Here is an 18851-nt window from a genome sequence, read left to right as displayed (position 1 = left end):
TCGCGAAGCGAATGGTGGAGGGGAAATGGCGTGACCTGCGTATCTTCCCCTCCACCATGCTTCGCATGGTCCCCCTCCCCATCTCTCGATGGGGAGGAATAGGATAGGTCCGCTCTCCACCCAAAATCGTTCGGTCCGGCGGATCTCTTGAATTTGTCCGCGCTGCCTAATGCGCCGCCCCCCAACTCGAACCATGGCCGATCTCCACACCCAGCGGCACGCTCAGTTTCACGATCGGCTCCGCCGCGCCCTCCATCACGCGCCGGATCACCGCGCCAGCATGCTCCACATCGCCCTCCGGCAGTTCGAAGACCAGTTCGTCATGCACCTGCAGCAGCATCTTGACCCGGTGCAGCCCTTCCGCCGCCAGCGCCGGTCCCATGCGGGCCATGGCGCGCTTGATGATGTCGGCGCTGGTGCCTTGGATCGGGGCGTTGATCGCGGCGCGCTCCGCGCCCTGGCGTTCGTGCTGGACCGGCGCCTTGATGCGCGGGAACCAGGTCTTCCGCCCGAACAGCGTCTCCGTATAGCCCCTTGAACGCGCCTTTTCGATGGTGTCGGTGATGTAGAGGCTGATGCCCGGGAAACGCTCATAATAGCGGCTGATCATGTCCTGCGCTTCGTCGGCGCTGATCTCCAGCCGCCCGGCCAGGCCCCAGCGGCTGATGCCGTAGAGGATCGCGAAGTTGATCGTCTTGGCCCGGCCTCTCGTGTCGCGGTTGACCTCCCCGAACAATTGCTGGGCGGTGGCGGCATGGATGTCCTCGCCATTGGCGAACGCCTCCTTCAACGCGGGCACGTCCGCCATGTGCGCGGCCAGGCGCAGTTCGATCTGGCTATAGTCCGCCGCCAGGATGACATTGCCCGGCTCCGCGACGAAGGCGTGGCGGATCTGGCGGCCGACCTCTGTGCGGATCGGGATGTTCTGGAGATTGGGGTCGGTCGACGACAGGCGGCCGGTCTGCGCGCCGGACAGGCTGTAGCTGGTGTGGACCCGGCCGCTATCCTTGTTGATCTGGGCCTGAAGCGCGTCGGTATAGGTCGACTTGAGCTTGGAAAGCTGCCGCCAGTCCAGCACCTTGCCCGCGATCTCCGCGCCCTGGGCCTTCAATTGCTCCAATATGGTGACGTCGGTCGAATAGGCGCCGGACTTGCCCTTCCTGCCGCCCTTGTAACCCATTTTGTCGAACAGGATCGCGCCCAGTTGCTGCGTCGATCCGATGGCGAAGGGCTGGCCCGCCAGCGCGTGGATTTCCCCCTCCAGCGCCGCGATTCCGGCGGTGAACTCGGCGGAGAGGCGGGAGAGCGCCTCGCGGTCGACCTTGATGCCCTCATGCTCCATCTTCGCGATCACGCCGACGAGCGGCCGGTCGACCAGTTCGTAGACGCGGGTCGCGCCCTCATTGGCGATGCGGCTCTTGAACAGCCTCCACAGGCGCAGCGTGACGTCCGCATCCTCGGCGGCATATTCGGTCGCCTTGTCGAGCGGGACTTCGGCGAAGCTGATCTGGCTCCTGCCGGTGCCGCAGACATCCTTGAAGCTGATGCAGACATGGTTGAGGTGGACTCTGGCCGCCTCGTCCATGCCGTGGCCCGCCAGGCTCTGCCCGGCGTCGAGGTCGAAGCTCATGACGATGGTGTCGTCATAGGGGGCGATCTCGATCCCATGGCGGCGCAGGACCGTGATGTCATATTTCAAATTCTGGCCGATCTTGAGGACGCTGTCGTCCTCCAGCAGCGGCTTGAGTTTCGCGAGGACCAGCGGGAGGGGGAGCTGGTCGGGCTTTTCCGCGAACATGTCCTTCCCGCCATGGCCGACGGGTATGTAGCAGGCGGCGTTCGGCCCGACGGCCAGGCTCACCCCGACCAGCGCGCAGGACACGCAGTCCAGCATGTCCGTCTCCGTATCGACGGCGACCAGCCCTTCGGCATGGACGGCGGCGATCCAGCGGTCCAGCGCCTCCTCCGTCACCACGGTTTCGTAGAGGCTGCGGTCGATCGGCGGTTCTTCCTCCAGCACCGGGGCGGCGGGAGCGGTGGCTTCGGTGACGGCGGCCGCCGCGGTCGCGACCGCCACGGCGGCGGCGGGCGCGCCGGCGCGGGCGAGCAGCGACTTGAACCCATGATGCTCAAGGAAGGCCTGCAACGGCTCCAGCGGAATGCCCTTCAGGGTCAGGTCGTCCAGCGGTTCGGGCAGGTCCATGCCGTCATGCAGCGCCACCAGCCTGCGCGACAGGCGGGCCATGTCGGCATGCTCGATCAGGTTTTCCTGCATCTTCGACTTCTTCATGCGCGGCGCGGCTTCCAGCGCCGCTTCCAGCCCGCCATATTCGGTGATCAGCTTGGCGGCGGTCTTGGGACCGATGCCGGGGACGCCGGGGACATTGTCGACGCTGTCGCCCATCAGCGCCAGCACGTCGCCCAATTGTTCGGGCCGGACGCCGAACTTGGTCATCACATAGTCGGCGCCGCGCCGCTCATTCTTCATCGTGTCGTACATGTCGACGCCGGGCTGGATGAGCTGCATCAGATCCTTGTCGGAACTGACGATGGTGACGTGCCAGCCCTGCGCGACGGCGGCCTTGGTATAGCTGGCGATGATGTCGTCCGCTTCGAACCCCGCTTCCTCGATGCAGGGGAGGGAGAAGGCGCGGGTGGCGTCGCGGATCATCGGGAACTGCGGGACCAGATCCTCCGGCGGCGGCGGGCGGTTCGCCTTGTAGGCGTCGTACATGTCGTTGCGGAAGGTGTGGCTGCCCTTGTCCAGCACCACCGCCAGATGGGTCGGGCCTTCCGCCTTGCCCAGTTCGTCGGCCAGCTTCCAGAGCATGGTGGTATAGCCATAGACCGCGCCGACCGGCTGCCCATGCCTGTTGGTGAGCGGCGGAAGCTGGTGATAGGCGCGGAAGATATAGCCGCTGCCGTCGACGAGATAGAGATGATTCTGGGCCATGGAGGCAGGGGATAGCGGGTTAGGGCGCGGGCCTCCAGTGGGCTTGTCGGTGTAGGGGGCGGGTTGCCGGCTCGCGGCTGGGATGAGGCGGCAAAAAGGGCGGAAACCGGCCATTTTCGGCCCGAAGTTCACAGCATATGCGCGCGCGTGCCCGGGCGTGCGTAGGCGTGAAGCGGAATGCATCGGACATTTCAAAGAGGCGGGCGGGATAGGCTGGTTGGGGTGGTGTAGGACAGGATAAAATCCCGCGCTTTTCGTGAAATAGGATGTTTTTTGCGTGACCCGTGGTTTTTGGGTGACGCATGATTGTCGGCTTGTCGTTCAGGATTGGGGAGCAAGTTGCGATTGGGCGGGCGGGGGGCTGACCTTGGGGCCTCTTTTTCAGTCGGATGTGATTCATCAAAACAGCGGGACCCCGGGTCAAGCCCGGGGTGACGAATAGAGGGATGTCCGCTCCCCACCCTTCTCGCCGCCCGCCGCCATCGTCACCCCGGGCTTGACCCGGGGTCCCGCTGTCTTTCAGGCGAGCAGGTGGAACAGGTCCTGCCAGTCGGGATTGGCGCGTTCGATCAGGTCGAACTTCCATTCCCGGCGCCAGCGCTTGACGCGTTTTTCATGTTCTATGCAGCGTGTGATGTCGTCGCTGCGCTCAGCCCAGACGAGGCGGTTCAGGCCATATCTTGCGCAGAAGTCGGAACCGTTGCCGGAGCGGTGTTGGTGGATGCGAGCGGGCAGGTCTGAGGTTACGCCTACATATATCGTGCCGCGATAGCGGTCGGACATGATGTAGACCCAGCCGCCTTTTTGCTTCCGTTCCATGGGGTTGTGCATTGAAGAAGCGGAACCCCGGGTCAAGCCCGGGGTGACGAACGGAGTGGGGCTAGAGAACTTCGCTGGCCCGTTCCGGGGGGCGGGCGATGACGGCGCCTTTGTTCGTGATGACGATGGCGCGTTCGATCAGGATGGGGTGCTGCGCCATCGCGTCGAGGACCGCCTTGTCGTCCGATAGGTCGAGGCCGATTTCCTTCACCACGCCCTCGCCCCTGCGGACAGCCTCCGACGGGCGAACCCCCGCCTTTTTCAGCACCGCCTCGATCTCGGCGCGGCTGGGCGGGGTCTTCAAATATTCGACGACATCCACCTCAACCCCCGGCGCGGCTTCAAGGATCGCCAGCGCGGCCCTCGATTTCGAGCAGCGGGGGTTGTGCCAGATGGTGGCCTTCACGCCTGCTCGTCCTTCGCCAACCAATCCTCCAGCCACTTGATCGTATAGTCGCCGTTGAGGAAGTCCGGGTCGGTCAGCAGCTTCTGGTGCAGCGGGATCGTGGTCTTCATGCCCTCGATCACATATTCCTCCAGCGCGCGGCGCAGGCGCATGATCGCGCCCTCGCGGGTGCGGCCATAGACGATCAGCTTGCCGATCATGCTGTCATAATAGGGCGGCACCTTATAGCCCTGGTACAGCCCGCTATCGACGCGGACGTGCATGCCGCCCGGCACATGATAGCTGGTGACGGTGCCCGGCGATGGCGCGAAGGTCCGGGGATCCTCCGCATTGATGCGGCATTCGATGGCGTGGCCGGTGAAGCGCAGGTCTTGCTGCTCGACCGAGAGCGGCTTGCCCTCCGCCACGCGGATCTGTTCGCGCACCAGGTCGACGCCGGTGATCATCTCCGTCACCGGATGCTCCACCTGCAGGCGGGTGTTCATCTCGATGAAGTAGAATTCGCCGTCTTCCCACAGGAACTCGATCGTGCCCGCGCCGCGATAGCCCATGTCGGCCATCGCCTTGCGCACCACTTCGCCCATCCGGTCGCGCTCGGCGGCGGAGAGGACGGGGGAGGGGGCTTCCTCCAGCACCTTCTGGTGGCGGCGCTGGAGCGAGCAGTCCCGCTCGCCCAGGTGGATGGCGTTGCCGTTGCCGTCGCCGAAGACCTGGAATTCGATATGCCGGGGATTGCCCAGATATTTTTCCATATAGACGGTGTCGTCGCCGAAGGCGGCCTTCGCCTCGCTGCCCGCCTGCTTCATCGAGGTTTCGAGCAGGTCTTCGGACGGCACGACCTTCATGCCGCGCCCGCCGCCGCCCGACGCCGCCTTGATGAGGACGGGATAGCCGATCCTGGCGGCGATTTCCTTCGCTTCCGCGATGTCGGAAATCGCGCCGTCGGAGCCGGGAACCAGCGGCAGGCCGAGCGCGCCGGCGGTGCGCTTCGCCTCCACCTTGTCGCCCATGATGCGGATATGTTCGGGCTTCGGCCCCACGAAGGCGATGTTGTGCGCCTCCACGATCTCCGCGAACTGGGCGTTTTCCGACAGGAAGCCATAGCCCGGATGGATCGCGTCCGCGCCGGAGATTTCGGCGGCGGAGATGATCGCGGCGATGTTGAGATAGCTGTCCTTGGCCGCGGGCGGGCCGATGCAGATCGCCTCGTCGGCCAGGCGCACATGCATGGCGTCGGCGTCGGCGGTGGAATGGACCGCCACCGTCTTGATGCCCATTTCATGGCAGGCGCGGTGGATGCGGAGCGCGATCTCGCCCCGGTTCGCGATCAGCAGCTTTTCGATGGCCATGGGTTGCGCGGCCTTATTCGATGACGATCAGCGGCTGGTCATATTCGACCGGCTGGCCGTTATCGACCAGCACGGCCTTGACCGTGCCGGCATGGGGCGCGGTGATGGCGTTCATGACCTTCATGGCTTCGACGATCAGCACGGTGTCGCCCGCCTTCACGGTCGAACCGACGGCGGCATAGGGCGCCGCGCCCGGTTCGGCGGCGAGATAGGCGGTGCCGACGATGGGCGAGCGGATGGCGTTGGCGGCCACCGGCGCGGCGGCGGCTTCGGCCGGAGCCGGCGCGGCGGCCGGCGCGGCGGCGGCGACCGGAGCGGCGGCAACGGGCGGAGGAGCATAGGCGACGGCGCCGCCGCCCGCCTTGCGCGCGACGCGGATCTTCCGGTCGCCGTCCTCCACCTCGATTTCCGTCAGGTTGGTGTCGTCGAGCAGCGCGGCGAGATCGCGCACCAATTGTACGTCCACCTGCATTGCGCCCTTTTCAGCCTTGTCGTTCATTTTCATTCCCTGGACGGTGAATTTCGTGTTCCGATGCCCGCGCCTATGCGCATTTGCGCCAGAGCGCAACTTATGTGCGTCGAGCTACAGTTCCAGCGCCGCCTCCAGCGCCAGCATGTAGGACAGGGCGCCGAAGCCCGCGATGGTCCCCTTCGCCGCCATGCCGACATAGCTTTTATGGCGGAATTCCTCGCGCCGGTGGGGGTTGGAGAGGTGGACCTCTATCACCGGGACCGCGATGGCCTTGATCGCGTCGTGCAGCGCGATGGAGCTGTGGGTGAGGCCGGCGGCGTTGAGGATGACGGCGTGCGCGCCCTCCGCATGCGCCTCCTGCAGCCAGTCGACCAGATGGCCTTCATGGTTGGACTGGCGGAAATCGATTTCCACATGGGCGCGGTTGGCGGCGTCCTCCATGCGCTCGGCAATGTCGTCCAGCGTGTCATAGCCGTAGATTTCCGGCTCGCGCGTGCCCAGCATGTTGATGTTGGGACCGTTCAACACATAGATTTTGCGCGCCTCGGCCATGGCAGTCCCCCTTTAGGTTGCGACCGGGGCGTGTCCGCCCCTATATGCGCCGTGATCTTTAGCCCTTCGTGTCGCGCCAAGTCGAGACACGTTATTTGACAGGACAGAGCATTGCACGTCGACGGAACCGTATCGATCCAAATCAACGGTGAGCATCGCCGCGTCCGGGCCGGCATGACGCTGGCGGAACTGGCGAGCGAACTGGGCTTCGCGCCGGAGAAGGTGGCGGTGGAACGCAATCTGGCGGTGGTGCCGCGCTCCACCCTGGCGCAGGTGCGCGTCGAGGATGGCGACGAGCTGGAGATCGTGCATTTCGTGGGCGGCGGCGACCATCCGGTCGCGGGGGACGGCGACGTCCTGGTGACGGATGCGGATAGCTGGACGGTGGCGGGCAAGACTTTTCGCTCGCGGCTGATCGTCGGCACGGGGAAATACAAGGATTTCGAGCAGAATGCGGCGGCGGTCGCGGCTTCGGGGGCGGAAATCGTCACCGTGGCGGTGCGGCGCGTCAATGTGTCGGACCCCAAGGCGCCGATGCTCACCGACTTCATTGACCCAAAGAAGATCACCTATCTGCCCAATACGGCGGGCTGCTATACCGGCGAGGAAGCGATCCGCACGCTGCGGCTGGCGCGGGAGGCGGGCGGCTGGGATCTGGTGAAGCTGGAAGTGCTGGGCGAGGCGCGGACGCTCTATCCCGACATGGTCGAAACGCTGCGGGCGACGGAGATTCTCGCCAAGGAGGGCTTCAAGCCCATGGTCTACTGCGTGGACGACCCGATCGCGGCCAAGCGGCTGGAGGATGCGGGCGCGGTGGCGATCATGCCGCTGGGCGCGCCGATCGGGTCGGGGCTGGGCATCCAGAACCGCGTGACGATAAGGCTGATCGTGGAGGGGACCAGGCTGCCGGTGCTGGTCGATGCGGGCGTGGGCACGGCATCGGAAGCGGCGGAGGCGATGGAACTGGGCTGCACCGGCGTCCTCATGAACACCGCGATTGCCGAGGCGAAGAACCCGGTGCTGATGGCCGCCGCGATGAAGGCGGGGGTCGAGGCCGGGCGGATGGCCTATCGCGCCGGGCGGATGGGCAAGCGCATGTATGCCGACCCGTCCAGTCCGCTCGCAGGGTTGATCTAAAGCTTCGGGGGCGAGCCCAGATCGAGTTCTGTCGCCCGGTCGAAAATGGTGAGGACGAGCGGATCGGACTCGGCCGCGCGCACCGCGACCCGGAATTCGACCGATGGCATGACCGGGGCGCCCGGTATCGGCACCAGCGTGCCGTCGGCCATATGCTGGCGGACCATGGGATGCGGGAAAATGCCGATGCCGCCGCCTTCCAGCGCGATGTCGATCATCGTGCGCATATTGTTGCACAGGTTCACTGAGCGCCAGCCAAGGTCGGACGCGGCAATCGCCTCCTTCATGATATTATAGAGCGGCGACAGGCTGGACAGGGACCAGATGGGCATTTTCGCTGTGTCGGGGGCGTCGGCGGGTGTCTTCCGCATCGCGGCCACGGTGGCGGGGCTGGCCAGCCACAGCAGGCCGACATCGCCGATGGGCGCCGTGCGCAGCATGGGATGGGCGATCTGCCCGGCGGCGAAGGCGATGTCGGTTCGCCCGGCGATAAGCTGCTGGATCAGGTCGGCGGTAAGGGCGATCTCCACGTCCAGCGAGACGCGGGGCAAGTCCCGGTTCAGCACGGCAACGAAGCCGGGCAGGCAACTGGCCGCCGCTATCTCGCCCGCGCCGATGCGCACCACGCCGGTCGCGCCTGCAATGTCGCTGCATCCCATCAATACGCCCTGGAATCGCGCCCAGAGCGGTTCGCTTTCGCGGACCAGTTCGCGCCCCGCCGGGGTCAGGGTCATTGTCCGCCCCTCCCGCCGGAAAAGCGCGGTTCCCAGATGATTTTCCAGTTCCCGCACGCGCGCGGAAATGGCAGGTTGCGTCGTGTTCAATCGTTCCGCCGCAGCGGCAAAGGTGCCCAGCCGCGCGATCCAGAGCAACGTTTCAAGATGGTAGAAAGCAATCCGATTGATAGACATCGCTTGTGCATAACGCAAAAAACAAATCATTGGTATTGATGATTTGACGTGCCTAAGACGGCGATGATTGGGAAAGGAAGGACGCAGATGGTCGAGAAGCTTTACCCTGACGCCGCGTCGGCGCTGGACGGACTGCTGTTCGATGGAATGCATCTGTGCGCGGGCGGTTTTGGCCTGTGCGGCATTCCTGAAAGGCTGATCGACGCGATCCGCGATTCGGGGGTGAAGGATCTGACCATCGCCTCCAACAACGCCGGGATCGACGGCGAGGGGCTGGGCAAGCTGCTGCGCACGCGGCAGGTGAAGAAGATGATCTCCAGCTATGTGGGCGAGAACAAGGAGTTCGAGCGGCAATATCTGGCCGGGGAGCTGGAGGTCGAGTTCTGCCCCCAGGGCACGCTGGCGGAGCGTTGCCGGGCGGGCGGCGCGGGCATTCCGGGCTTCTACACCAGGACCGGCGTCGGCACCGCCGTGGCCGAGGGCAAGGAGGTCAGGAGCTTCGACGGGCAGGATTATATATTGGAGCGCGGCATCTTCGCCGATGTGGCGATCGTCAAGGGCTGGAAGGCCGACGAGAGCGGCAACCTCATCTTCCGCAAGACGGCGCGCAATTTCAACCAGCCCATGGCGACGGCGGCGAAGGTCTGCGTGGCGGAAGTGGAGGAGGTGGTGCCGACCGGCAGCCTCGATCCCGATGCGATCCATCTGCCCGGCATCTACGTCAAGCGCATGATCGTGGGCGCGCCCTATGACAAGAAGATCGAGTTCCGCACCGTCCGCCAGAGGGAGGCCGCATAATGCCCTGGACCCGTGACGAGATGGCCGCCCGCGCCGCGAAGGAACTGAAGGACGGCTTCTACGTGAACCTGGGCATCGGCATTCCGACGCTGGTGGCGAACCATATTCCGGCAGGCGTGGAAGTCACGCTGCAGTCGGAGAACGGCATGCTGGGCATCGGCCCCTTTCCCTATGAGGGGGAGGAGGACGCCGACCTCATCAATGCGGGCAAGCAGACGATCAGCGAATTGCCGCAAAGCTGCTATTTCTCCAGCGCGGACAGCTTCGCCATGATCCGGGGCGGGCATATCGACCTCACCGTGCTGGGCGCGATGGAGGTTTCGGAGAATGGCGACATCGCCAACTGGATGATCCCCGGCAAGATGATCAAGGGCATGGGCGGCGCGATGGACCTGGTCGCGGGCGTCAAGAAGATCATCGTCGTCATGGAGCACACGTCCAAGGACGGCAGCCCCAAGTTCATTCCGGCCTGCACCCTGCCGCTGACCGGCAGGAATGCGGTCGACATGATCGTCACCGACCTTTGCGTCTTCCAGCGGCCCGACCATGACAGCCCGTTCCGTCTCGTCGAGCTTGCTCCAGGCGTGACGGCGGAGGAAGTCGCCGCTAAGACAAGCGCGCATTATCTGGCTTAGAGCGGAGATCCGAGCGAATCGGATCGCCGCTCCAGGTCCTTGTTCACCGCGATTTCCCGGCCGGCATCGGTCCGGTCGCATGGAAATCGCTTCGGGGAAGCATGATGAGCCTTGAGGGCACTTATGACGAGGGCAATGTCTTTGCCCTGATCCTGGCAGGGAAAATCCCGTCGACCAAGCTTTATGAGGACGAGCATACATATGCCTTCCTCGACATCCAGCCGCAGTCCAGGGGGCACAGCCTGGTCATTTCCAAATGGTCGAAGGCGCGCAACATATTGGAAGTCGAGGACGAGGCGCTGGCGCAGGTGATGGCGACGGTGAAGAAGGTCGCCAACGCCACCCGCAGGGCGCTGGACCCCGACGGCATCCATGTCGCGCAGTTCAACGGCGCGCCGGCCGGGCAGACCGTGTTCCACCTGCATTTCCATATCGTGCCCCGCTGGGAGGGGCAGCCGCGCGGCTTCGTCGCCCATGCGCAGGGCGATTTTGCCGATCCGGAGGAATTGCGGAAGCTGGCCGAAGAGATTTGCGCCCAGTTCTGATGCGCCAGACCGTCGTGAAAGCGCCCTGACATGGCGCTAAAGCCCTTCAAGGCCCCCGGCGCGCGGCTGGCGCTGCGCGCCAAGCGGGAAAGCCGGCGCTTCGTCGGCGGCAGCCGGTCGGCGGAGATCGTTCTCGACATCTCGCGGCTGCTCTCCCGCAGTTTCCACGCCGCACCGACCGGGATCGACCGGGTCGAGTTCACCTATGCCCGCGAACTGCTGGAGCGGATGCCGGACCGGCTGGCCTTCGCCGCCGTGCATCCGGCGGGCGGCTATTACGGGCGGCTGAAGGATGCGGCGGTGCGCCAGTTCCTGGCCTTCACCGCGGCGCGTTGGCGCAATGTGGAGCAGGTGGACGAGCGGGAGAGCAAGGCGGCCGTGATCCGCCACCTGATCGCGCTGCGCCCGCGCCCGGTGCCCGCGGCGCGGGGGCCGCGCATCTATCTGCAGGTGTCGCCCCATCATCTGGACGACGCCGATCAGGTCGGCGCGATCCTGCGGGCGGAGGGGGCGCGCTTCGTGACGCTGGTGCATGACGTCATTCCGCTGACCCATCCCGAATTCGCCCGGCCGCAGGGCGCGCAGGAGCATCTGAAGCGGGTGCGGACCATAGACCGCTATGCCGACGGCATCATCGGCAACAGCCAGGCGACCATCGACGCGCTGGCGCCGCATCTCAAGCGCGGGCTGCAGGGGCGGACGATCCGAGTGGCGCATTTCGGCGCCGACGCGCCCGACATGGTGGTGGCGGGCGGCCATGACGTGCCCGATCGGCCCTATTTCGTCTATATCTCGACCATCGAGCCGCGGAAGAACCATCTGCTGCTGCTCAACATCTGGCGGCGGCTGGTGGAGAGATGGGGCGACCAGGCGCCGGTGCTGGTGCTGATCGGGCGGCGCGGCTGGGAAAATGAGAATGTCGTCGACATGCTGGAGCGGGCGGAAATCCTGCGCGGCCATGTGATCGAGGCGGGCAGCGTGCCGGACAATGAGATGAACGCGCTGGTCGCCGGGGCGCGGGCGATGCTGATGCCCTCCTTCGAGGAAGGCTATGGCATGCCGGTGATCGAGACGCTGTCGGCGGGCGTGCCGGTGATCTGCAGCGACATCGTCGCGCATCGGGAGGTGGGCGGCGACGCGCCGGATTATCTCGATCCGCTGGACGGCCTGGGCTGGCTGAGGGCCATAGAGGCGTACAGCAGGACGGATTCGCCCGAACGCGCGGCGCAGCTTGCCCGGATCGCGGCGTGGCGGGCGCCGACATGGGGGGATTATTTCGACATCGTCGCCGACATGCTGGACGAAATGACGGTTCGCGCTTCCGCTTGACGTCCCTGTGCCGGGCGATCACAGAAGCTGTTGTATGGATTGCGTTTTCGAATGGCTGAAGCGTCGCTCCATTCGCGCTAATATAGTCGTGACAGGGGACGGCTTTTCAACGTGAACGCGACTCCATTTCTGCGCTCGCCCCCCTTTCCGGGCATCGCCCCCGCGACGGCGGCGATCAGCCGCATGCGGCGCGACGGCGAAGCGCCCCCCACCATTTCCGACGCCGTGCTGGACGCCCTCGCCGAGGCGCGGGTCGGTGGCATATTCTGGGGTCATCGGCCCGCCGGCATCAGGCTGGTCGCGCGAGCGGGCGTGGCCGTCCCGCAGGCCATGTTGGACGGGCTGGCGCGGCGGGAAATCGGCATGGTGGGAAAGGCGCTGCGCGGCGCGGACTCCGGCCCCGGCTCCTTCCCCGACCCCGGTCATGCCTTGCCGGAACCGACCGACCTCTGGACGCTGGTCGCGGGCGCGGCCTCCGTGCATGCGGAGGCGGGCGACGAGCTGGCGATCATCGCCGGGCTGCTGCACGTGCCGGTCTTCGGCGCGGACGGGGTCGCCATCGAGCCGGCGGTCCTGCGCGACGGCGCCCGTGCCGCGCTGGCGGCGGCGACCTATCGCGACTGTTTCAGCGGCGAGGACGCCGATGCCGCGCAGGCCGTGGCCCAACTGGCCGATTGGCGGCGGCATCTGGACGGCAATCACGGCATCGCGGCGGCCAGCGGCATGGCCTGGTGGAAGCGGGAGGCGATCCGGCGGTTCCTGTGGGACGGCGTGCGGTCGCCGCCATTCCTGCCGGAGCACAGGGGCCTGCGGCGGGCCGCCCGGCAGGGAGGCGCGCTTGCGGTCTGGCCGTCGCGCGTGACGCCCGGCACCATGGAGGAGGCGCGTCGGCAGGGCGTGACCGTCGCCCGGGTGGAGGACGGCTTCCTGCGGTCGAAGGGGCTGGGCGCGGCGCTGCATCCGCCCGGATCGGTGGTGATCGACCGGACGGGCATCTATTATGACGCGCGCTCGCCCAGCGACATGGAGGCGCTGCTGGCGAGCTGCGTCTTCACCCCCGCGCTGGAACGGCGGGCGGCGCGCCTGCGGGCGAGGATATGCGCTTCGGGCGTCACCAAATATGGCAGGGAGGGGGGGCGGATGATCGGCCTGCCCCAGGGCCGCCGGACGGTGCTGGCGGTCGGGCAGGTCGAGGACGATCTGTCGGTGGAATATGGCGGCGCGGGGGTGACGGGCAATCTCGACCTGCTGAAGCGCGTGCGCGGGGCCGAGCCGGACGCCCATATCGTCTATCGCCCGCATCCCGACGTGCAGGCGGGCCTGCGCAAGGGGCATCTGAGCGATGCCGCGGTGCTGGAGCAGGCCGACGCCATCGACACCGGGTCGCCGCTGATGGAACTGGTGCAGGCGGTGGACGAGGTCCATGTCCTCTCCTCCCTCACCGGGTTCGAGGCGCTGATGCGCGGGCGGCCGGTGACGGTCCACGGCATGCCCTTCTACGCCGGCTGGGGGCTGACCCGCGACCTGGCGGCGGCCAATGGACGGCGCGGGCGTCGGCTCTCCCTGGATCAGCTTGTCGCCGGGGCCTTGATTCTCTATCCACGCTATCTGGACCCGGTCACGCGCTTGCCCTGCGGACCTGAAATCATGGTCGAACGTTTGGCAAGCGGGGCGCCGGCCCCGGTGTCATGGTTGATTCGACTGCGGACTTTACAGGGGAAGTTGCAGAGATTTATGACTTTGTCCGCCGAGTATTTCCATGGTTGACGCCCAGGCCAGAACCTTTCTCTTCCTCCAGGGACCGCATGGCCCCTTTTTCGCCATGCTGGCGGAGGCGCTGAGGGCGCGGGGGCACCGGGCGCTGCGCATCAACATCAATGGCGGCGACAAGGTGGACTGGCCGGGCGAGGGCGCGACCGACTATCGTGGGACGTTCCGCAACTGGCCGATCTTCTTCGACGACCATATCGTCCATCATGGCGTGACGGACCTGATCCTCTATGGCGACTGCCGCCCCTATCATGCCTCCGCCCACAAGATGGCGCGGCTGCGCAACCTGCGCGTCCATGTGGTGGAGGAAGGCTATATCCGCCCCGATTTCCTGACGCTCCAGGAGGATGGGGTGAACGGCAACTCGACCCTGCCGCTCGACCCCGAATGGTATCTGGAGCAGGCCAGGGCGCTGCCGCCGGAGGATAATGGGCGGGAACCGCAAATCCCCTCCACCTTCCGGCAGCGGGCCTTCAACACCGGGCGCAACGGCATGGCGTCGGCGCTGATGCGGCCTGCCTTTCCCTTCTATCGCACGCACCGGCCCAACAGCTTCCTGTGGGAGACGGTCGGCTGGTTCAAGAAGCTGAACCTGCGCCAGGCGGAACGCGGCAAGTCGCGGGAGCAGTGGTCGGCGGTGTGCGACCGGCCCTATTTCGCTCTGCCGCTCCAGCTCGATTCCGACTATCAGATCCGCGTCCATTCGCCCTTCGGCACGATGCGCGCCGCCTTGCGCTTCGTAATCAAGAGCTTCGCCGCCCATGCGCCCGCCAACACCGCCCTGGTGGTGAAGCGCCATCCGCTCGATCCCGGACTGGTCGCCTGGGGCCGGCTGACGCGGCGGCTGGCGGCGCAATATGGCGTCGCGGACCGGGTCTTCTACCTGGCCGACTGGGACATTGCCGAAGTGGTCGACAGGTCGCTGGGCGTGGTGACGGTCAACAGCACGGTGGGCACGCTGGCGCTCAACGCCGGAAAGCCGGTGGTCGTGCTGGGCCACGCGGTCTACAAGGTGCCGGGCGTGGTGCATCGGCGTTCGCTCGACGAATTCTGGTCCGCGCCGGGCGCGCCCGACATGGCGCTCTATTCCGCGTTCCGCCGGGTGCTGATCGACCGTTGCCTGATCCGGGGCGGCCTGCTGAGCGAGGAAGGGCTGCGGATGCTGGTGGACAATGCCGTGGAGCGGCTGACCCGTCCCGCCCCTTCGCGGGCCGAGCCGCGGCTGGTCCATGATCGTCGGCCCGCCCGGGCAGCCCAGCGCTAGGGGCGCGTGCCGCAGCAGGACGATCCGCCCGGCCCGCCGGCGCCTTTGGCCTCCGGCGCGAGTTCGCGCGTCTGGCGCGTGGGCGAGGGGCGCGTGGCCAAGATATTCCACGCCGCCGTGTCGGAGGAGATGATCGCCCGCGAGGTGGAGGCGGCGACGCTGGCGGCGGAGGCGGGCCTGCCGGTCGCCAGGCCGCTGCGACGGCTGGACATGGCGGAAGGACGGGCGATCCTCTATCCCGAAGTGACCGGGCCGACGCTGATGCGGCGCATGCGGCTGCGGCCTTTGCAATCGGGGTCATGCCTGCGCGAGATGGCGGCGCTGCACCGGCGGATTCACGGGCAGGCCGCGCCGGGCCTGCGTTCCCTGCGGCAGGTGTTGCGCACGGACATCCTCTATGGCCCGGCGGATCGCGGCTTGCAGGAGGCGGCGGTGGCGCTGCTGGACGGACTGCCGGAGGGCGACCGGCTGCTGCACGGCGATTTTCACATCGGCAATATCCTGCTGTCGCCTTCGGGCATGGTGGCGATCGACTGGTCGAAGGCGGCGCGCGGCGACTTCGTGCCGGACCTGCTGCGGACGGAGATGCTGCTGCGCTTCGGCGAGGGGCCGCAGGATCGGTTGACCAACATGGCGCGGGACTGGGCGGCGCGCCATTATGCGGCCAGCTACAGGCGGCTCGCCCCGGCGCTGGAGCATGGCGCGGAATGGCGGGCGGTCGTGGCGCTGGCCTGGCTGCGGGCGCGGGCGCCGGTCAGGCAGGCCGCTTTCCTGGCCTATTTGAACCGGGCGCTGGCGGAGGCGGGCCTGCCCCCCTACAGCGCGACGATGTGATCGGCCAGCCGTTCGACCTCCGCCCGGTCGTGGCTGACATAGAGCATCGGCATGGCGAGATCGCGCTTCATCCGTTCTATCACGGTCAGGATTTCCTCGCGCCGGGCCGGGTCGAGCGAGGACAGTGGCTCGTCCAACAGCAGGAACCGGGGGCCGGAGAGCAGCGCCCGCCCGATGGCGACGCGCTGCGCCTCGCCGCCGGAGAGGGTGGCGGGCCAGCGGTCGAGCAGATGGCCGATGCCCAGAAAGTCCATGACCGCGTCGAACGGCAGCGGCGCCTCGCCATGGCGGCCATAGAGCAGATTGGCGCGCACGCGCATGTGCGGGAACAGGCGTCCGTCCTGGAAGACATAGCCGGCGCGCCGCCGGGCGGCGGGAATGTCGATGCCCGCGCCGCTGTCGAACAGCGTCTCGCCCGCCACGGAGATACGGCCGCTGTCGGGCGTCGATATGCCCGCGACCATGTTGAGGATGCTGGTCTTGCCCGCGCCGGAGGGACCGAAAAGGGCGACGAGGCCCGCGCCCGCCTCTGCCCGCAGGCGGATTTGGCGGTCCGCGATGCGATGGTCGACGGCGATTTCAAAGGACATGGTTGGTCCTTCCGCCGCTCGCCCGGCGGGCCAATGCCTCCGATGCGACCAGCGCCCCCAAGGACAGCAGGATCGAGATGATGGCGAGCCGGGTGACCGCCGATTCGGCGCCCGGCATCTGCAGCGCGGAATAGATGGCGATGGGCAGGGTGCGGGTTTCGCCCGGAACATCGGAAACGAAGGTGATGGTCGCGCCGAACTCGCCGATGGAGCGGGCGAAGCCGAGCACCAGTCCCGCCACTATGCCCGGCAGCGACAGCGGCAGCGAAATGGTGAGGAAGACGCGCCACCGACCCGCGCCCAGCGTCTGCGCGGCCTGTTCCAGCCGCCGGTCGATGCCCTCTATCGACAGCCGCATCGCGCGCACCATCAGCGGCATCGCCATGATCGCGGAGGCAAGCGCCGCGCCGGTCCAGCGGAACATGAAGCCGATGCCCAGCATCTGTTCGAACAGCCTGCCGAGCGGGCCGTTCGCGCCGAAGAGGAGCAGAAGCAGCCATCCGGTGACGACCGGCGGCACCACCAGCGGCAGGTGGACGAGCGCGTCGACGAGCAGCTTGCCGGGGAAGCGCCAGCGGGCGAGCAGCCAGGCGAAGGCGAAGGCGACCGGCAGCATCAGCCCGACCGCCACCAGGCTGACCCGGAGCGACAGCGCGACGATGCCCCATTCATCGGCAGAGAGGATCATGCCGCCCTCTTTCGGTCAGGATAGGGGAAAACACCAGCCCCCCGTCATATCCCGCTCATCGGCATTGCATCGGTCGAGGCCAGAGGGCAAAGCCGGACAGCCCTTCAAGCCGGAGCATGCGCATGAAAGACCTGATCGCCTTCGACCTCGACGGAACGCTGGCGGAGAGCAAGCAGCCGCTGGGCGAGGCGATGGGCGACGCCCTGGCCCGGCTGTTGCAGGTGGCGCATGTCGCGGTGATCTCCGGCGGGGACTGGCCGCAATTCGACAAGCAGGTGGCGAGCCGCCTGCCGGAACGGGCCGACCGTTCGCGCCTGTGGCTGATGCCGACGACGGGGACCAAGCTCTACATCCATCGCGACGGGCAGTGGACGCCGGTCTATGCCGAACTGTTCGAGGAGGCGCAGAAGCAGGCGATCCTGGCGGCGTTCGACGCCTCGCTGGAGGCGACGGGCTTCGTGCCGGAACAGGTGTGGGGCGAGCGGATAGAGGATCGCGGCAGCCAGATCACCTTTTCCGCGCTGGGCCAGCAGGCGCCGATCCATGCCAAGGAGGTGTGGGATCCCGACTTCGCCAAGCGCAAGGTGATCCAGGCCGACCTGCGCCAGCGCCTGCCGGGGCTGTCGATCAACATGGGCGGGGCGACCTCCATCGACATTACGCGGGAGGGGGTGGACAAGGCCTATGGCCTGAAGAAGCTGCGCGACGCGAGCGGGATCGCGCTGGAGGCGATGATGTTCATCGGCGATGCGATCTTCCCCGGCGGCAACGACTATCCGGCGAAGCAACTGGGGCTGGACACGGTGCGGGTGCGCGATCCGCAGGAGACGCTGGCGGTGATCGACGCGATCGTCGCCTGTCAGAGGTGATGGCGTAAGATTGGACATGCATCATGTTCCTGCGAAGGCAGGAACGCAGTCGTGCCGTTGGAACTGGGCTGTTGCCTTCGCAGGAGCACGAATTTCTCATGATCTGCCGGAGTATCAAGGTCGGCTGAAACCATGGCGCACCAAGATGCTCTGCCCGGCTCGCGATAGCAGGAAGCGGCGGAAGCCCTCCGCCTCCGGGTTCCGGCTCGCGGTCAGGCGGGCGATGGGATAGCGGATCGGCGCATGGCTGCCCGCCGGGAAGACGCCGACCACCACGACCCCCTTCGATGCGCGGGCGTCGGTCGCGTAGACGACGCCCAGCCGCGCCTCGCCCCGTTCCACCAGGGTCAGGGCGGATCTCACATTGCCGCCCAGCGCCAGCCGGTTCGCCACGCTGGGCCACACGCCCAGCGCGCTGAGCGCCGCCTTGCCATATTTGCCCGCGGGCACGCTGTCCGGATTGGCCATGGCCAGCCGGGAGTCGCCCAGCGCCCTGGCGATCGGCATGCCGCGGGCGATCCGAAGCCGCAGCGGCGCGCGCGCGGGGGCGACAAGCACCAGCCGGTTGCCCGCCATGTCGGCCCTGCTGCCGCGCCGGACGAATCCGGCCTTCTCCACATCGTCCATCCAGCCTTCGTCGGCCGACGCGAACAGGTCGGCCGGGGCGCCGCCCCTGATCTGCCGGGCGAGGGCGGAGGAGGCGGCGAAGGACAGGACCGGCCGGGCATGGCGCCGCGCCGCCCAGGCGTCGGCGGCGGCGGTCATCGCCTCCTGAAGGCTGGCGGCTGCCAGCACCAGCGGGCCGCGCTGCTGCGCCATGGCCGGGACCGGCAGCATATGGACGACCATGGCGATGGACGCGAGGGCGCGGAGAATCGGTTTCGGCATGACCCTTGTCCTGCCAGCAGCGCGCCCTTTTGTCTTGCCCCG

19 protein-coding genes are annotated in these 18851 nt (G+C 67.0%); 9 read left to right on the top strand and 10 right to left on the bottom strand.

Features of this window, described 5'->3' with window-relative positions:
• Positions 1–166: 166 nt before the first annotated feature.
• The 6 genes from polA to aroQ form a co-directional block, all read right to left on the bottom strand.
• Positions 167–2953 carry a DNA polymerase I gene (polA, locus tag Sj15T_RS12890; RefSeq protein WP_013041394.1) on the bottom strand — a complete coding sequence of 929 codons (2787 nt, stop codon included), beginning with the start codon at positions 2951–2953 and terminating at the stop codon, positions 167–169.
• A 519-nt stretch (positions 2954–3472) separates the two neighbouring features.
• Entirely contained in the window at positions 3473–3772 is a 300-nt protein-coding gene (locus Sj15T_RS12885) for a GIY-YIG nuclease family protein (RefSeq protein ID WP_013041393.1), read from the bottom strand.
• A gap of 61 nt (positions 3773–3833) precedes the next feature.
• Positions 3834–4178, bottom strand: a complete 345-nt coding sequence (gene arsC / locus Sj15T_RS12880) for an arsenate reductase (glutaredoxin) (protein WP_007686225.1) — start codon at positions 4176–4178, stop codon at positions 3834–3836.
• A complete protein-coding gene (gene accC, locus Sj15T_RS12875) occupies positions 4175–5527 on the bottom strand; it encodes an acetyl-CoA carboxylase biotin carboxylase subunit (protein WP_013041392.1) in 1353 nt (450 codons plus the stop codon). Before accC ends, arsC begins: the two co-directional genes overlap by 4 nt.
• A gap of 13 nt (positions 5528–5540) precedes the next feature.
• Complete coding sequence (gene accB / locus Sj15T_RS12870; RefSeq protein WP_041386639.1) at positions 5541–6026, bottom strand: acetyl-CoA carboxylase biotin carboxyl carrier protein; 486 nt, start codon at positions 6024–6026, stop codon at positions 5541–5543.
• Between the two features lie 84 nt (positions 6027–6110).
• Positions 6111–6551 (bottom strand): type II 3-dehydroquinate dehydratase, encoded by a 441-nt coding sequence (gene aroQ, locus Sj15T_RS12865; protein WP_013041390.1) that lies wholly within the window; start codon positions 6549–6551, stop codon positions 6111–6113.
• Between the two features lie 111 nt (positions 6552–6662).
• Here aroQ and thiS point away from each other — a divergent pair, with 111 nt between their 5' ends.
• The gene (gene thiS / locus Sj15T_RS12860; RefSeq protein WP_013041389.1) at positions 6663–7688 is read left to right on the top strand and encodes a sulfur carrier protein ThiS; all 1026 of its coding nucleotides are present in this window, start codon (positions 6663–6665) and stop codon (positions 7686–7688) included.
• Here the strand turns inward: thiS and Sj15T_RS12855 are convergent.
• The gene (locus tag Sj15T_RS12855) at positions 7685–8599 is read right to left on the bottom strand and encodes a LysR family transcriptional regulator (protein WP_193377922.1); all 915 of its coding nucleotides are present in this window, start codon (positions 8597–8599) and stop codon (positions 7685–7687) included. The genes thiS and Sj15T_RS12855 overlap by 4 nt on opposite strands.
• A gap of 87 nt (positions 8600–8686) precedes the next feature.
• Here Sj15T_RS12855 and Sj15T_RS12850 point away from each other — a divergent pair, with 87 nt between their 5' ends.
• The 7 genes from Sj15T_RS12850 (at position 8687) to Sj15T_RS12820 (ending at position 15774) form a co-directional block, all read left to right on the top strand.
• Positions 8687–9397, top strand: a complete 711-nt coding sequence (locus Sj15T_RS12850) for a CoA transferase subunit A (protein ID WP_007686238.1) — start codon at positions 8687–8689, stop codon at positions 9395–9397.
• Complete coding sequence (locus tag Sj15T_RS12845; RefSeq protein ID WP_013041387.1) at positions 9397–10032, top strand: CoA transferase subunit B; 636 nt, start codon at positions 9397–9399, stop codon at positions 10030–10032. The genes Sj15T_RS12850 and Sj15T_RS12845 overlap by 1 nt, the downstream gene beginning before the upstream one ends.
• 104 nt (positions 10033–10136) lie before the next feature.
• Positions 10137–10577, top strand: coding sequence for an HIT family protein (locus Sj15T_RS12840; protein WP_041386636.1), 441 nt, complete (start codon positions 10137–10139; stop codon positions 10575–10577).
• Positions 10578–10607: 30 nt separating this feature from the next.
• Positions 10608–11906, top strand: coding sequence for a glycosyltransferase family 1 protein (locus Sj15T_RS12835; RefSeq protein WP_013041385.1), 1299 nt, complete (start codon positions 10608–10610; stop codon positions 11904–11906).
• Positions 11907–12017: 111 nt separating this feature from the next.
• Positions 12018–13673 (top strand): capsule polysaccharide transporter, encoded by a 1656-nt coding sequence (locus tag Sj15T_RS12830; RefSeq protein WP_013041384.1) that lies wholly within the window; start codon positions 12018–12020, stop codon positions 13671–13673.
• On the top strand, positions 13666–14940 hold the full coding sequence (locus Sj15T_RS12825) for a capsular biosynthesis protein (RefSeq protein ID WP_007686245.1): 1275 nt from the start codon (positions 13666–13668) through the stop codon (positions 14938–14940). Before Sj15T_RS12830 ends, Sj15T_RS12825 begins: the two co-directional genes overlap by 8 nt.
• Positions 14941–14946: 6 nt before the next feature.
• The gene (locus tag Sj15T_RS12820) at positions 14947–15774 is read left to right on the top strand and encodes an aminoglycoside phosphotransferase family protein (RefSeq protein WP_013041383.1); all 828 of its coding nucleotides are present in this window, start codon (positions 14947–14949) and stop codon (positions 15772–15774) included.
• On the opposite strand, the gene Sj15T_RS12815 is transcribed toward Sj15T_RS12820, so the two are convergent.
• Entirely contained in the window at positions 15756–16364 is a 609-nt protein-coding gene (locus Sj15T_RS12815; protein ID WP_013041382.1) for an ATP-binding cassette domain-containing protein, read from the bottom strand. The two genes, Sj15T_RS12820 and Sj15T_RS12815, sit on opposite strands and share 19 nt — an antisense overlap.
• Entirely contained in the window at positions 16354–17052 is a 699-nt protein-coding gene (gene modB / locus Sj15T_RS12810; RefSeq protein ID WP_013041381.1) for a molybdate ABC transporter permease subunit, read from the bottom strand. Before modB ends, Sj15T_RS12815 begins: the two co-directional genes overlap by 11 nt.
• 122 nt (positions 17053–17174) lie before the next feature.
• Between modB and Sj15T_RS12805 the strand changes: the two genes are divergently transcribed.
• Positions 17175–17921 (top strand): HAD-IIB family hydrolase, encoded by a 747-nt coding sequence (locus Sj15T_RS12805; protein WP_041386137.1) that lies wholly within the window; start codon positions 17175–17177, stop codon positions 17919–17921.
• A 114-nt stretch (positions 17922–18035) separates the two neighbouring features.
• Here Sj15T_RS12805 and modA read toward each other — a convergent pair whose 3' ends face one another.
• Positions 18036–18809: a molybdate ABC transporter substrate-binding protein gene (modA, locus tag Sj15T_RS12800; RefSeq protein ID WP_013041379.1), complete on the bottom strand. Its 774-nt coding sequence runs from the start codon at positions 18807–18809 to the stop codon at positions 18036–18038.
• Positions 18810–18851: the final 42 nt, after the last annotated feature.

Source organism: Sphingobium sp. TA15, from assembly GCF_037101235.1.
In the GTDB taxonomy this organism is placed as follows: Bacteria; Pseudomonadota; Alphaproteobacteria; order Sphingomonadales; family Sphingomonadaceae; genus Sphingobium; species Sphingobium indicum.
Note: the sequence above shows the minus strand (reverse complement) of the source record. Positions and strands in the feature narration are given on the sequence as shown.

Bases quoted from the DNA above. Each gene is read 5' to 3' on its own strand.
- polA (WP_013041394.1), bottom strand. From the start codon at position 2,953: ATGGCCCAGAATCATCTCTATCTCGTCGACGGCAGCGGCTATATCTTC.
- Sj15T_RS12885 (WP_013041393.1), bottom strand. From the start codon at position 3,772: ATGGAACGGAAGCAAAAAGGCGGCTGGGTCTACATCATGTCCGACCGC.
- accC (WP_013041392.1), bottom strand. From the start codon at position 5,527: ATGGCCATCGAAAAGCTGCTGATCGCGAACCGGGGCGAGATCGCGCTC.
- accB (WP_041386639.1), bottom strand. From the start codon at position 6,026: ATGAACGACAAGGCTGAAAAGGGCGCAATGCAGGTGGACGTACAATTG.
- aroQ (WP_013041390.1), bottom strand. From the start codon at position 6,551: ATGGCCGAGGCGCGCAAAATCTATGTGTTGAACGGTCCCAACATCAAC.
- Sj15T_RS12855 (WP_193377922.1), bottom strand. From the start codon at position 8,599: ATGTCTATCAATCGGATTGCTTTCTACCATCTTGAAACGTTGCTCTGG.
- Sj15T_RS12850 (WP_007686238.1), top strand. From the start codon at position 8,687: ATGGTCGAGAAGCTTTACCCTGACGCCGCGTCGGCGCTGGACGGACTG.
- Sj15T_RS12845 (WP_013041387.1), top strand. From the start codon at position 9,397: ATGCCCTGGACCCGTGACGAGATGGCCGCCCGCGCCGCGAAGGAACTG.
- Sj15T_RS12840 (WP_041386636.1), top strand. From the start codon at position 10,137: ATGAGCCTTGAGGGCACTTATGACGAGGGCAATGTCTTTGCCCTGATC.
- Sj15T_RS12835 (WP_013041385.1), top strand. From the start codon at position 10,608: ATGGCGCTAAAGCCCTTCAAGGCCCCCGGCGCGCGGCTGGCGCTGCGC.
- Sj15T_RS12825 (WP_007686245.1), top strand. From the start codon at position 13,666: ATGGTTGACGCCCAGGCCAGAACCTTTCTCTTCCTCCAGGGACCGCAT.
- Sj15T_RS12815 (WP_013041382.1), bottom strand. From the start codon at position 16,364: ATGTCCTTTGAAATCGCCGTCGACCATCGCATCGCGGACCGCCAAATC.
- modB (WP_013041381.1), bottom strand. From the start codon at position 17,052: ATGATCCTCTCTGCCGATGAATGGGGCATCGTCGCGCTGTCGCTCCGG.
- Sj15T_RS12805 (WP_041386137.1), top strand. From the start codon at position 17,175: ATGAAAGACCTGATCGCCTTCGACCTCGACGGAACGCTGGCGGAGAGC.
- modA (WP_013041379.1), bottom strand. From the start codon at position 18,809: ATGCCGAAACCGATTCTCCGCGCCCTCGCGTCCATCGCCATGGTCGTC.